At 36.5% G+C, this 12,644-nt stretch carries 13 protein-coding genes and 2 pseudogenes; 11 read left to right on the forward strand and 4 right to left on the reverse strand.

Features of this window, described 5'->3' with window-relative positions; translation table 11 throughout:
* Nucleotides 1-55: 55 nt before the first annotated feature.
* The 7 genes and pseudogenes from ADM90_RS09410 (at nucleotide 56) to ADM90_RS09435 (ending at nucleotide 5,082) form a co-directional block, all read left to right on the forward strand.
* Nucleotides 56-406, forward strand: coding sequence for a PadR family transcriptional regulator (locus tag ADM90_RS09410; RefSeq protein ID WP_053994711.1), 351 nt, complete (start codon nucleotides 56-58; stop codon nucleotides 404-406).
* Nucleotides 393-1,391: an HAAS signaling domain-containing protein gene (locus ADM90_RS09415; RefSeq protein ID WP_053994712.1), complete on the forward strand. Its 999-nt coding sequence runs from the start codon at nucleotides 393-395 to the stop codon at nucleotides 1,389-1,391. The genes ADM90_RS09410 and ADM90_RS09415 overlap by 14 nt, the downstream gene beginning before the upstream one ends.
* A 159-nt stretch (nucleotides 1,392-1,550) precedes the next feature.
* Nucleotides 1,551-1,746: pseudogene (locus tag ADM90_RS23785) on the forward strand (IS4 family transposase); the annotation flags it as partial.
* Between the two features lie 396 nt (nucleotides 1,747-2,142).
* Nucleotides 2,143-2,982 carry a hypothetical protein gene (locus ADM90_RS09420; RefSeq protein WP_053994713.1) on the forward strand — a complete coding sequence of 280 codons (840 nt, stop codon included), beginning with the start codon at nucleotides 2,143-2,145 and terminating at the stop codon, nucleotides 2,980-2,982.
* Nucleotides 2,983-3,232: 250 nt separating this feature from the next.
* Entirely contained in the window at nucleotides 3,233-3,532 is a 300-nt protein-coding gene (locus tag ADM90_RS24620; protein WP_053994714.1) for a hypothetical protein, read from the forward strand.
* Between the two features lie 333 nt (nucleotides 3,533-3,865).
* Nucleotides 3,866-4,297 carry a BrxA/BrxB family bacilliredoxin gene (locus ADM90_RS09430; RefSeq protein ID WP_053994715.1) on the forward strand — a complete coding sequence of 144 codons (432 nt, stop codon included), beginning with the start codon at nucleotides 3,866-3,868 and terminating at the stop codon, nucleotides 4,295-4,297.
* Nucleotides 4,285-5,082, forward strand: a complete 798-nt coding sequence (locus ADM90_RS09435; RefSeq protein WP_053994716.1) for a class I SAM-dependent methyltransferase — start codon at nucleotides 4,285-4,287, stop codon at nucleotides 5,080-5,082. Before ADM90_RS09430 ends, ADM90_RS09435 begins: the two co-directional genes overlap by 13 nt.
* A gap of 290 nt (nucleotides 5,083-5,372) precedes the next feature.
* Here ADM90_RS09435 and ADM90_RS09440 read toward each other — a convergent pair whose 3' ends face one another.
* The gene (locus ADM90_RS09440; protein WP_053994717.1) at nucleotides 5,373-5,702 is read right to left on the reverse strand and encodes a hypothetical protein; all 330 of its coding nucleotides are present in this window, start codon (nucleotides 5,700-5,702) and stop codon (nucleotides 5,373-5,375) included.
* An 814-nt stretch (nucleotides 5,703-6,516) separates the two neighbouring features.
* Here ADM90_RS09440 and ADM90_RS09450 point away from each other — a divergent pair.
* The gene (locus ADM90_RS09450; protein WP_053994719.1) at nucleotides 6,517-7,239 is read left to right on the forward strand and encodes a nucleotidyl transferase AbiEii/AbiGii toxin family protein; all 723 of its coding nucleotides are present in this window, start codon (nucleotides 6,517-6,519) and stop codon (nucleotides 7,237-7,239) included.
* Nucleotides 7,240-7,390: 151 nt separating this feature from the next.
* On the opposite strand, the pseudogene ADM90_RS09455 reads toward ADM90_RS09450, so the two are convergent.
* Both ADM90_RS09455 and ADM90_RS09460 read right to left on the reverse strand, forming a co-directional pair.
* Nucleotides 7,391-8,159, reverse strand: a pseudogene (locus tag ADM90_RS09455) (manganese catalase family protein).
* A 58-nt stretch (nucleotides 8,160-8,217) separates the two neighbouring features.
* Nucleotides 8,218-8,727 (reverse strand): DUF3231 family protein, encoded by a 510-nt coding sequence (locus ADM90_RS09460; protein ID WP_053994720.1) that lies wholly within the window; start codon nucleotides 8,725-8,727, stop codon nucleotides 8,218-8,220.
* A gap of 512 nt (nucleotides 8,728-9,239) precedes the next feature.
* On the opposite strand from ADM90_RS09460, the gene ADM90_RS09465 reads away from it, so the two are divergent.
* The 3 genes from ADM90_RS09465 to ADM90_RS09475 all read left to right on the forward strand — a co-directional run bounded on the left by ADM90_RS09465 (nucleotide 9,240) and on the right by ADM90_RS09475 (nucleotide 11,908).
* Complete coding sequence (locus ADM90_RS09465) at nucleotides 9,240-10,085, forward strand: MBL fold metallo-hydrolase (RefSeq protein ID WP_053994721.1); 846 nt, start codon at nucleotides 9,240-9,242, stop codon at nucleotides 10,083-10,085.
* A 343-nt stretch (nucleotides 10,086-10,428) separates the two neighbouring features.
* Nucleotides 10,429-10,782, forward strand: a complete 354-nt coding sequence (locus tag ADM90_RS09470; RefSeq protein WP_053994722.1) for a hypothetical protein — start codon at nucleotides 10,429-10,431, stop codon at nucleotides 10,780-10,782.
* Nucleotides 10,783-11,176: 394 nt separating this feature from the next.
* Entirely contained in the window at nucleotides 11,177-11,908 is a 732-nt protein-coding gene (locus ADM90_RS09475) for a hypothetical protein (RefSeq protein WP_053994723.1), read from the forward strand.
* A 388-nt stretch (nucleotides 11,909-12,296) separates the two neighbouring features.
* Here ADM90_RS09475 and ADM90_RS09480 read toward each other — a convergent pair whose 3' ends face one another.
* Nucleotides 12,297-12,617 (reverse strand): DUF4183 domain-containing protein, encoded by a 321-nt coding sequence (locus ADM90_RS09480; RefSeq protein ID WP_053994724.1) that lies wholly within the window; start codon nucleotides 12,615-12,617, stop codon nucleotides 12,297-12,299.
* Between the last annotated feature and the right edge of the window lie 27 nt (nucleotides 12,618-12,644).

The following is a 12,644-nucleotide window of genomic DNA, read 5'->3' on the forward strand; positions in this document are numbered from 1 at the left end:
CATAGTATAAGTTATACAGTGTATGTCATATAGTAAGTGAAATTGAGGTGAGTGAATGAGTACGTTACTGAATTCATTAATGACAGAACTTAGGAGAGGAACACTGACATTAGCCGTTTTAAGTCAACTACGAACACCCCAGTATGGATATTCACTTGTACAATTATTAGAGGAATCGGGCATTAACATCGATCAAAGTACCTTATATCCATTGCTTCGTCGTTTAGAAAAACAGGAGTTAGTGACGAGTAGCTGGGAAACATCAGAGAGTAGACCGCGCAAGTATTATGTATTAAGTGAATATGGATTAGACGTCTTTTTGCAATTGAAAAAAGAATGGATTAATAATTCAAAAGAACTCTATGCGTTACTAAAAGGAGATGAGGATAAAGATGAATCTGACTGATATTTATATTCAAGAAGTCACGCGGAGGCTGCCTGAAAAAAATCGTGAGGATATCGCACTTGAGTTACGATCAACCATTGGGGATATGCTGCCTGATGATTACAATGAGGATGATGTTAAGGATGTACTTGAAAAATTAGGGAACCCAGCAGCATTAGCGAGCGGTTATCGAGATCAACCCATGCATTTAATTGGCCCACGCTATTTTGATGTATACATTTCGTTATTAAAAATGATTATTCCAATTGCCGCTGTCATTGCAGTGATCTCGATGATTGCTGAATATTTTATTGGTTTTGGTGGAGAAGAAGCGGTTCTTAATGTTGTCATCACGATGATCAGTGAAGGAATATGGAGAATCATCGAAGTCGGCATACATGTCTTTTTCTGGCTAACACTCGTATTCGTCATTTTGGAACGAACAGATAAAGGAAAAGAGCAGCATCCATTATCAGCAAGTCTTAAAAAATGGACCCCAGAGGATTTGAAAACCGTCGTTTATATTCCGAAGAAAAAAGCCATTACCAAGCTCGAAGTATTTGGCTATTTAATGTGGACGGCCATTTGGGCAACTTTTTATTTTTATGCAAATCATCTTTTAGGTATATATGAAGGTGGTGGAGAGGGTCTCAAGTTTGTAATGCCAGCTTTAAATCAAGATGTTTTACTTCGTTATTGGCCCATTGTGATCGTTGTCATTGCTCTCGAAATTGGGTTAGCTCTTTACAAACTACTGAAAGGGCAATGGACGAAAAAAGTGGCAATCTTTCATACAATTGTGGAGCTTTTCGCAACCGTTGTATTCATTGTGATCATCAGTAATCCGAATTTAATGAACCAAGAATCTATCACGTACATGAGTAATTTATTTACCACATCAACTAAGCAATTTGAAATATGGATAATTGGTGGCATTATCATCATATTTGTTGTATATGCGGCAATCAGTATATTCGATGGCTTCCGTAAGGCTCGAATCCGTTAATTCATCGTTGTTTATAAAAGAGTAGAACTTGCTCAATTAGTACGCATAGATTTAGCAGTCTTTGATCTTCCACAATACCATCTAACTTAAATCATTTTAGTTATCCCAAAAAAGTATACTTTACTTAAAGACGGACTTCAGAGAGATCCATCTTTTTCTTTGAATTTAAAGAATCATAGATGGGCTGAATTCCGTAAAACAAAATCAGGTGTGTAGTTACATTTGTGCCTTGTTCACCTAGAAAAAGGTTGTTCGTACCTTGGGAAAGCAGTGCTAACGAATGCGAAAGAACATGATCAGGGCAAGCTAGCTTGAAGTTCTCGTTGATGATAAGGGGTGCATGTACGTGTTTGACTGAGGTTACTTAGATTATGAGCGCTTTGACCGCATGACAGATGTACTGTCTCAAAAACGACAGTTAGTACCCTATTCAATGGCTTTTTAAGCATTAGAGTGCTTTTTAGTCGAAATTAAAGGATAGACAAGGAAATAAAATAAGCTATCTTTAGAGCTAGGTAGAAAATTGTAAAGGAAATAGCTTTATTGGCGTGGTTAGATGAGAATCCAAGAATTAAAAATAAATATGGATAGGAATCTTATTACTGATATAATGGAATTACCTTACATTTGTGTGATTATATTGTCGCGAGGTAAAGCCAAAGTAGCTGATCCTCCAACAATTTTCCTAATCTGAAATTGTCACATATCAAGGGTGGATAAAATAAATTAGAGGAGAAGAGGGTGATGAGTTTTGAAAGAAAGAATTATAATTGAAAACATAGAAGAAGGGCTTGAAAAGTATAAGTATTATGATTCATATAAATATAATATGGATTATTTAATGGATCAGTTAGAGAATATTGAAAAGAGATTTCGTGTCCAAGAAGAAGCTTTTAATAAAGAAAGTGATAAAAGGGAAACAGCAATTTTTCCTGCACATGTTTTCTATAAAATGCAACCAAGTATAGTTGCACCTGCTTACAATTTGAATCAATACCTTACAAAGCTAAATGAGTATACAGTTTACTATAATTTCGGTGAACGTGAAAAATTAAAAAAAACAGAAGTTGAGCTAAATATATATGTAAATCAGATTTTTATTTCTATAAAGACGTTATTGGATAGGTGCGTAAGTCTTTTTACTTACTATATAAAAGGTGTATCAAAAGATAGTACTTTTGGACATATTAAAGCAAATGGTACAGCAACTGGTTTAATAAACAAAATAATTACTATTAAAAAAAAGCCAAATGATGTGGATAAAGAAAAAGAACCATTGTTGGACTATATTTATGAACAGTATAATGAATGGATTAGAATTGCAGTTGGCCCAAGAGATATGATTATTCACTATAATGATTTTTACACTAAATATCAGCACCCAATCGATGGAAGAATTTTTCCTGTCCACTTAGAAATCCGCACTTTTGATGATCCTTATATCGATGGAGAGTATGTTGAACCGTGCGATTATAATTACAAAATTTTATACCAAAAAATTCATCAATTATATGAATTTTTCTTTACAATTACAGCTACACTAAGTCATCCAGCTTATAAAATTTCGTTATCTAAGATGCATTATATTTAAAGTTATGTGGATATAATTTTAATATGGTGAAATTAATAAATAAGGTAATCCTACTATCTTATTTCAAATTTTCGGAAATTTCAAAGAATCACACTTTTGTTATTAAAGACATTAGTTAAATATTAGAGATTTATGAATGATCAAAATAAAAAGACAGAGTTGATGCTACACATATTGTAGATTGACTCTGTCTTTATGTTTTAGTACCAATAATATTTGAGAAAATAGTCAAGATAAATGAGGTGCTATTATGTCAGCGGGGAAAACGGATATATCAGAAATCATTGTAAATACAGCAGCTATTGCTAAAATGCTCAATTTGACTGAAACACGTATCCGCCAACTTATTGAAGTAGGTGTTATAAGTCGTGCTGGAGAAGAGGAGGATATAATGAAATTTACAATCAAAGAAACGAAGGAAGCCATCCGGGATTATATCGAGCAAGCTATTGACAAAAAAGTAATTGATAAGTCTTGGTTAAATAAATTTGATAAAAGTGAAATGACAAGGGGTGATTTTGAAGTTTTAGAAATCATTATTTCTCAATAATAACATTTAATAACAAAGCCCAGATGCTCATATCACAGTGAGTACCTGTCCATTTATATGGTCTGTCTTTAGCCTACAATCCCTCTATCCCCTCTGTAGGTGTTAATATCTCTGTTTGCATATCATCTCTTTAAATATGATTTATTGTCTATTGATAAAAAACGCAACCGTTGCACTTTTTCAAAACTCGAATTCTGAAAAACTAAAAAAGTAACGAAAAAGTAACAAAAATCCCGAAACTATCCGAAACCTGCTGAAAATCGAAACATTATACATTCCCAAGAAACCTTGCTATAATTGCATTTGTGAATACATATGAAAGAGGGCGAAGAGATGAACGCTTATGATGAATATATGAAGCAGGTAGTGAAGCCGATGCGTGAGGAGCTTGTGGAGGCTGGTTTTACAGAGCTAACGACTGCGGATGCGGTGAATGAATTTATGGCAGAGACGAAGGGGACTTCGTTAGTGGTGATTAACTCGGTTTGTGGTTGTGCGGCAGGGCTTGCGCGTCCAGCAGCGCGTGAGGCGATTGCAGCGGTGAAGCCAGATCACCTTATGACGGTGTTTGCGGGGCAGGACCCAGAGGCGACGGCGGCGATGCGTGGTTATTTTGAGGATGTGCCACCAAGCTCACCATCCATGGCGATTTTAAAGGATGGGGAATTGGCGTACTTTATCCCACGTGAGCAAATTGAGGGGTTCCCTGTGGAGCAAATTGTGGCTCATTTAACAGGTGTGCTAGAGCAAACATGCACGAAATAATAACGATTGTGACGACAGCGGGCAGACCAGACGAGTTATCGATGGCGCTCGCTGCTTTTGCATGTAAAGAATTGGGCGCTCCATTTGAGGCGCGAAATAAGCGTTCGATTCGGAAGATGTCGCAGGAATTACAGGCACATGTAATTGTTGCAGGGAAACATCGCTATGATTACTATGCCTATGGCGCACAGGAGCCGTTTTTCTTTCATCCTAATTCGGCCGCATTTCGCTTAAAGCGGGTAGCGCGTGGTGAGCGTGAGCCATTTTTAGAGGCAGCACAGCTTCAACAGGGTGATACGGTGCTGGATTGTACGCTGGGACTAGCAGCGGATGCCATGCTGGCAGCTTATGCGGTTGGGGCAACAGGGCATGTTGTCGGGCTAGAGGCAAATGCGAATGTGGCGTTTATTGTGAAGCAGGGGATGGAAAGCTATGATACATCCGAGCTGCCATTAACTGCCTGTATGCGACAGATTGAAGTCGTGCAGAAAGAGGCTGTACATTATTTACAAGCATTGCCAGATCAATCGTTTGACGTTGTTTATATGGACCCGATGTTTGAGGAAACGATTGAAGAGGCGAATAATTTTCAAGCGTTACGGCAGGCTGGAGAGCATATGACATTAACGAATCAGTGGGTTATGGAAGCAAAGCGGGTAGCGAGAAAACGTGTTGTGTTAAAGGCATATTTTCGCTCGGAATGGTTTGCACACTATCATTTTCAGCAATATAAACGAGCAACAGCAAAATTTCATTATGGTGTTTTAGAACTGGGAAGTACGTGATGAAAACAGAATTACCTACGAGTTTAACTGCATGAAGCTTTTAGTCCTTGGGAATATGAAATGATTATTCCAATGTGTGAACGGGATTCAGTCAACAGTGATGGCTATAGAGATGAGGATAACAAAAATTATTATTACTATTTCTTATTGAGTAAAATAAGAGGGATGAGTGTAGCGTATTTTATCAGTTGATAGAGTGGTATCAAATTGTATCAAGATTATATTAGGTAATACCTATATCAAAGATTGGGGGCATGCTCTTAAAGAACATACCCCATTTTTGAAGCTGATTAACTAATTGCGTACACATGTACGATAAATGAAGAAGATGCGCCACTTGGATCTGCGATATAAAGAGAACGAATAGATTTTACGGCTGTTCGATTGCCGTTTAAAACATCTTTAAAGATAACAGGGTCTGTAGCGGCAGATTTATCTTGCATCACATTAAATGAGATGAGATCTGGATCGCCCCCGCCTTCAATTTCCCAAACTAATGCTTTTGTTCCTTGAGGGAGACCCTCTGTACTAAAATTCCCACTGGAACGATGTTTTTGTCCACTTTGAGGCCCCTTTTCAGATGTCACACTAGCAATTAACTGTTTTGTTGATAATGTCATTAAAAAACCCTCCTGATATTTGTGTTATTTTAAAACTACATCATTTGAATTAAAGAATCTTACCAATCAGGCTCGACTTTTTCACGATAAGTCAGATAGCAAATTTATGATTTAGCTTCCACAGTAAGGTGCCTTTGCTAAAGATTAGGTAAAAATCGTCATTCCATATATATATATTACTAGTTTTCTTAATAAATACCTAAAATAGGATAAAAATTCAAAAAATATTTTTTTCTACTGGATAGAATAATCAATATAGTAGATCGATGCGCTTTTTTAGTAGCCTTACAAGTTCTTTTCTTCAATTTATGTTTAACATGCTACTAGGTAATATTTTTTAATGATAAATTGGCCCATATGCATTCCTTGTTCCCCGTGAGTTTACAGCGTTTTTACTTTTAGCAGACAGTGTGTTATAATGAGTTTGTGCTATTTTAGGTAGCATATTTCCGTAATCTGGCATTCTGCTTTTGTTTTTGAAGATACTTATTCACACTGGCGCATGCTTTGGGGCTGCAAGGACGCAAAAGATGGTAGGGTTTGCGTTGCTTAAGTTAGAAGGCACACAGTGGAATTTTACCGCGGTGATGAAACAACATTGTTTCGAGATAATTATTCCCCAGATGATTGGGTTGAGACTCTTACAATTTACGAGAATGTTACCTATAAATACTAAAGGGGTAGTTTCGCAATGGCGAGGCTACCCCTTGTCTAATACTAGGGCTTCCTTTTTTTAGCTGGTATGCATTGCCGTTTACGCCGATTGTTAAATACGTAATAATAAAGACAAACAAAGAAAAGGCGAGGGATTTTTATGGAAACAACTATTTTGGCACAATTAACGGCAAAGGCTAGCGCACAGCAAAAAAGCTTAACGCAATTGATAACAGCCTATTGTCAGGAAAGGCTACTATATCGCTTATCCGCATCATCCTACGATGACCAATTTTACGTAGATGGCATGATGGAAGATGTCATACTACCTTTAAGAAAAATCACGCTATTAGCTAGGGCAAATGCTCAGCAAGTCAATATCGCAGAGCAGGCTTTCAAGGAAATTTGTGCGATGGAAGAGGTAGAGGATGGTATTATATTTTTAGGGGATGAGTTAGCAAGCACTGTAAACGCTACTAGTATTCAACTTACAATTCCTGCTAGGTTGGCTCAAGTAACGATATACATAGACGTAATAATAGCCTTTCATAACAATAGGCGAGTAACACCAAAAACTATGATTTTTCCAACCTTGCTAGATATGAAACCAGCTGTGCTGTATACATACCCAGTAGAAATGGTGATTGCGCAAAAATTTCTAGCACAGAATGAAACGGCTATTTGTCAGTTGATCCAGACGCAAACGATCGAAGGACGTGCCTTACAGGGGTATATCGAGGAACTGCTGGATCAACAACGTCTGTCAATTGCAGCCTATCAGCCCCTTACATACAAGGAGGCATTAAAGCCCTTTTTCGATGCTATATTGACAGAAGATGAGTGCTTTAAGCAATGGGACTATCATAAACAGGCTTGGCAATAATTAGTGAAAGCCCGCGAACTACAGCCTGTTCGCGGGCTTTGCCATGTAAAATATACATATGTGGCTTCTAACAAAATATAACTGCTCGTTGACAAGCAAGACGAAGAGCTATAACTTTTGGCTTCAGTCGATAAATTTAACATTGATAAGCTTAATTATTCATATCTTTTACACCTAGGCTGGATTCATTTGGCATCTCAGGCATCATGGGTATGGAGAGTCTTTCAGGTGAGGGCGTCACATTTAATTTTCCCCTATTTCTACTTGGAAGATTTATCTAATATATGTTGTATCTAATTTAAAGTTAAATTAAGCATTATGATAGCCCATTTCAACAAACTTTCTACATTCAGGGTATTTGTTGATATCGTAGTCTGGTACAGGGAATAGTTTCCCGCAATCTACCCATAACGTTTCTAATGCTTTGGCAAATGCATTTTGGTACGCTTGATCACGAACAATTAGAAAAGCAAGTGCTTCCCTAAATGTCTGATTAGAACTCATTTGTTAAATACGTGTCTTTTGAAGTACACCCATTGGCTCAAGTACTAAATTATCCAATAAATCGACAATCAGATTTTCATGTACATACACCCACGAGATTACCTGCAGCATCTACAGGAAAAGAGGAAATATAATGGTGTGGATTTGCATGTTTAACAGCCTTATCCAAAGGTACTTGGTCCATACCGTTATTGCCTAGTGCAAAGGATTCCCCAGAATCATGATTAATTTGGTTTGTATAAGCTCAACATACGTAATTTTCTCTAAGAAAACAAGCATGATATTGGATTTCTTTACCTCCAAAATTAAAGCTTTGAAAAAAAGTGCTGCATCATAGTTCTTATTTCACCATAATGCCCACCAAGTATTTCTTGTATGACACATGCTGCATGTGAATCCGGTTTAGCAGGTTTAATAAATTAATTCTTCTTTATAAAAACCCTTTTACATTCCCCCGATTCGTGGAACTAGTCTTTATTTTTCAGGATAATTAACATGTAATGGCGGTGGTACAAGCCAGCCCTTATTTTTGTTCAAACGTAAAAGCTTAGCACCAAGTTGAGCCTTTGCCATATGGAATTGCCCATACATTAAGGTGATATCTTCGCGAGTAGAGGTACCCATTGCTTGGCTACATGCCACTAATCCAGCGGCTATATCAGCAGAGAGAGCAGCACTTATTTCTGGATCATTAAACTTAGCACCTGGAGGAATATCTTCCAGTCTTGCTACAGGTCGTTCAGGTGAAGCTGGAGGTAATGCAATACCATTTGTTTTTAGAATTTTTTCTAATTGTTTTACTTCTTCCCTACATGTGTCGATGATATCCTCAATAATTTTTTTAAGCTCATCATCACCCGCATGATTATAAAACGTTTGATAGCCAGAAATCATCCCATAGTCTGCAATTAAACTTGACCAAACACTAAATACCTCCCCATAATGCAATGGTTCGTCTTTTGGATTTCCACCAAGAATACCCATACATACACATCCTTTTCTTTTTTTCGCCATGAAAGCCATGTTAGTATGGTTGAAAAAAGAAGTAAGATTCACTTTTATCTAAAATAGTTAAGGTAGGGATAATAAAAGAAGCCACAGAGAGTAAAATCTCTGCAGCTCTTTAAGTAGTGAGACACTACGTACTGTTATAATGGCTGTTAATCGGCTATTTATACGTCACTTAGATAAAAAGTTAAACGTATAGATCTTGGCTATCAGGACACTTTAAGGCATATTGGGGTGAGTGCTTTGACAAAAGAAAAGGAATGAATTAGAGCAAGAGGAAATAGCAATGGAGTTTAATCCTGAAGAACTAGAAGTAACGGAAGAAAAAAACAAAAAGAAAGAGCAACAATATAATAATGAAGAAAAATAATGGAACGTTCATTATGCCGCAGCCTTTGGGTTGTAGTGCTTTCATAATATAAGGGATTAAAGCTTTAGCGCCATCGTTAAAGGGTAGACTTGAATTTATGGAGGAAAGAAGGTAGAAGATGGACACGGATTTGAATTATGGTGAGGATTATAAATTTATTCCGGCTACTTCTGTTGGGAGTGGTGTAGGTATAGAGGTGTTACCTGATTTATATCAATACACGATTCAAATTGTAAACATTGTGCTTTATGGCGATCCAGGCTCGAAAGAATTTGTGCTGATTGATGCAGGGATGCCAAAAAGTGCAGAGGAAATCATTTCAGTAGCTGAAGACCGTTTTGGACCTAATTCGCAACCGAAAGCAATCATTCTCACTCATGGTCATTTTGATCATGTTGGAGGCATTATTGAATTAATTAAGCATTGGGATGTCCCTGTCTATGCCCATGCTTTGGAAATGCCCTATTTAACCGGACAACAAAGCTATCCAGAACCTGACCCTACGGTAAGTGCTGGCATGGTGGCAAAAATGTCACCTATGTTTCCAAATGAGGCTATTCATTTAGGTGCGTACATCAAAGAAATTCCTTCGGATGGATGTATTCCATATATGCCAGGTTTTCGCTGGCTACACACCCCAGGCCATTCACCAGGTCATATTTCATTGTTTCGTGAGCAGGATGGAGCCCTGATTGTGGGAGATGCATTTGTGACGGTTAAACAAGAATCTCTTTATAAAGTTTTTACCCAGACAAAGGAAATTAGTGGCCCACCTCAATATTTAACGACGAATTGGCAAGCTGCTCAAGAATCTATTGAGAAATTAGCTGCATTAAAGCCATCTGTTGCGATCACGGGTCATGGCTTACCAGTAAAAGGTGAAGAACTTACAAGAGACCTGAAGAAGCTTGTCGATCATTTTGAACAAATCGCTCTGCCAAAGCAAGGTAAATATTTAAACTAAGAACATAAGCGTCTAACGAAATAAGTTTGGTGGGGGATATACCTACCAAACTTTATGAATTGGTTAGTGTAAGAATTTTAATGAATACCTAGAACCCGAAAACGTAGGATGCTAGTTTGCGAAAAAATGGCAGCTTGGACCGTTGAAGCATGATCGGAAGCAGGACATTCATATAGCTAGAGAATACATAATGACTTTCAATAGATTCCAGCTTTCTATAAAGTGGATTGGAATAAAGTCTAAACCTTTGATTCATGGGTGCTTACTTTTGAGGGGAAATTTGTAGAAACTTGTTTCAATTTATGGTTGATCTGCTTATTATTATGATGGAGGTGATAATCAGATGTATAGTAATACAGCAAATATGCTTAAACAAACTTCAAATCTCATACATGCGTTGAATAAATTAAAACAAAACCTATCTTTTGTAAAATCTTATGCGAAGCACGATAAAATATTAGCACTTTATTTTTTTAATAATGCCTATAGTGATTTTAATTTATTCAAAACCATTTATTTATCTGTAACACCTGGTGATCAAAAAATCGATGGATTTTTACAATCCTATGAAAAAATTTTTGTAGAAGTAAATAAATACTTAGAATCCTTTACTGAAGATCAATTTCACAAAGAAGTGATGTTTGCGATTACTGAAGTAGAAATGTATTTATTGAATCTGATAGATATATATAGATAAACCCACTAGCGTCGCATTGACTATTTTAATGCGATGCTAGTGGGTTTTTGCATAAAATAATGACTCATCATTTACACGAATTTAAAATTAATTAGCCCCATCTCTAATTTTTACTAGTCCCCCAAAATTTCTATTTATTGTTCTTTGATAAGTGTGAAGATTGGAATGTCAACACTAATTTGAACAAATCCTTTAAGGGCGATTTTGTTCTGAAGTGGCTTGACATGGAGCCTCTGTGGGCATGATTCTTGCGCCAAGGAACCAACTTCATAGAACTGGCTCTGCCAAACGGAGGCTATCATGCCCACCACTCCATTCTAGTATATTTAAAATTGAAAAGTAAGAATTATATGGAAATAAATATTATTGTATAGTAGTATTTTTATAAAAAGGGGTGGGGTATGTTGAAAAAATTGGTGTAATAGTATGTTTATTATTAAGTTGCTTTTTTCTAAATGAAGAGAAGTCGTATGCACAAAATCAAAGTTTAGCAGATTTCGATTACACAATAATAAAGTATACTGTAAAGGTTGAAGAATCTGGGGCAACGGTAAAAGAATTACCCTCTAAATCGTCAAAGACTATTGGTAAAATACAGGGGGGAGAATTTGTGATTTCTAACCATGTGGCCGAGGGTGGGTGGATACCTATTGTATTTAATGGGCAATATGGTTTTATTGAAATAGGTCGGCTTGAATTTTACTTACCTACCACAATTAGTAAATCAGATATGACAAGTGGTGTAGTAGTGAAAGAGCAACCAACATCAGATAGTAATACAGTAGGAACACTTAATTACGGTATACTAATGGATAATTACGGAGAGGTTGAGAATGGCTATTCCTATGTTCAATATGGAAATATTATAGGCTTTGTGAAAACAAGTTTTATTACTAACCCTAAGCCTGTAGTGAAATATATTAGCAATTCAACGGACTATATAGATTCATACTTAATCGCAAGTAAATTATATGGAAGCGCAGGATTACTTCGAAGCGGGATCAAGGTTCATGTATATGGATCAGTTGATGGTTGGTCTTATATTGATGAGTATCCTGATGACGGAGAAATTAATGGAATATATATCGGATCAAAATATTTAGTAGATAAAATGAAACCAAATTAAAGAATAATGTAGTTAGTTGGGCTTATCAGAACAAACATGACCGTGATGGTTATACTTATGGGCTGTTTCGAAATAAGATTATCTCAATTGAGGTAATCTTATTTTTTATATAAACAAAAATCTCTTTCTAAAGTTTCTATCCAGACAAAAGGAATCAGAGGTTCACAAGGAAGGTTATCAAAAGTAGTGACAGGTTAGCTTTTACTATTGTTGGGAGTATTTGTGCTTTGACGCGATGTAGTTTGCAAAGAGTATTAAACAACAGTTTGAAAAATGTGATTTTATGTAAATCCTTAACCAAAAACAATAAAGGGCCACTTTGGCAAAAGTGACCCTAAGTCCTAAAATAGGAGAAATCAGCTAAAAGTGATGGTTTTGTATGTCAGCATTAAACTTGTGTTACTAATTCTACTGCTTCTATCACTAATGGAGTGCCTGCTGTGAGTGTACCAGTAATATCGTTAAATGTTAACTCCGTTTCAGAGATTGTATATAAATCACCTTCTTGTAAGACACCATTAATATAGAAATTATAGTAGCCATTCGTTACTACAGGGAAAGCAGTTGCAGCATTTCCACTATCATCTAAAAAGGCAGTTGCAGCAATGGTAGTTCCGTCTGTGATAGCTAAATTTGCTGCTAAAACATTAAAGAATCTAGTCGAAGAGCCAGTAACATTTACATGAATATTAATAATTGAAAGCGCCATTTTTTCACCTCCTTTCAAGAGCAGAAA

The sequence above is a fragment of the Lysinibacillus macroides genome (genome assembly GCF_001281525.1).
Taxonomy (GTDB): Bacteria; Bacillota; Bacilli; order Bacillales_A; family Planococcaceae; genus Lysinibacillus; species Lysinibacillus macroides.

What these genes read in the sequence shown, in the direction of transcription:
- ADM90_RS09410 (WP_053994711.1), top strand. Translation starts at nt 56, where the DNA reads ATGAGTACGTTACTGAATTCATTAATGACAGAACTTAGGAGAGGAACA.
- ADM90_RS09415 (WP_053994712.1), top strand. Translation starts at nt 393, where the DNA reads ATGAATCTGACTGATATTTATATTCAAGAAGTCACGCGGAGGCTGCCT.
- ADM90_RS24620 (WP_053994714.1), top strand. Translation starts at nt 3,233, where the DNA reads ATGTCAGCGGGGAAAACGGATATATCAGAAATCATTGTAAATACAGCA.
- ADM90_RS09430 (WP_053994715.1), top strand. Translation starts at nt 3,866, where the DNA reads ATGAACGCTTATGATGAATATATGAAGCAGGTAGTGAAGCCGATGCGT.
- ADM90_RS09435 (WP_053994716.1), top strand. Translation starts at nt 4,285, where the DNA reads ATGCACGAAATAATAACGATTGTGACGACAGCGGGCAGACCAGACGAG.
- ADM90_RS09440 (WP_053994717.1), bottom strand. Translation starts at nt 5,702, where the DNA reads ATGACATTATCAACAAAACAGTTAATTGCTAGTGTGACATCTGAAAAG.
- ADM90_RS09450 (WP_053994719.1), top strand. Translation starts at nt 6,517, where the DNA reads ATGGAAACAACTATTTTGGCACAATTAACGGCAAAGGCTAGCGCACAG.
- ADM90_RS09460 (WP_053994720.1), bottom strand. Translation starts at nt 8,727, where the DNA reads ATGGGTATTCTTGGTGGAAATCCAAAAGACGAACCATTGCATTATGGG.
- ADM90_RS09465 (WP_053994721.1), top strand. Translation starts at nt 9,240, where the DNA reads ATGGACACGGATTTGAATTATGGTGAGGATTATAAATTTATTCCGGCT.
- ADM90_RS09470 (WP_053994722.1), top strand. Translation starts at nt 10,429, where the DNA reads ATGTATAGTAATACAGCAAATATGCTTAAACAAACTTCAAATCTCATA.
- ADM90_RS09480 (WP_053994724.1), bottom strand. Translation starts at nt 12,617, where the DNA reads ATGGCGCTTTCAATTATTAATATTCATGTAAATGTTACTGGCTCTTCG.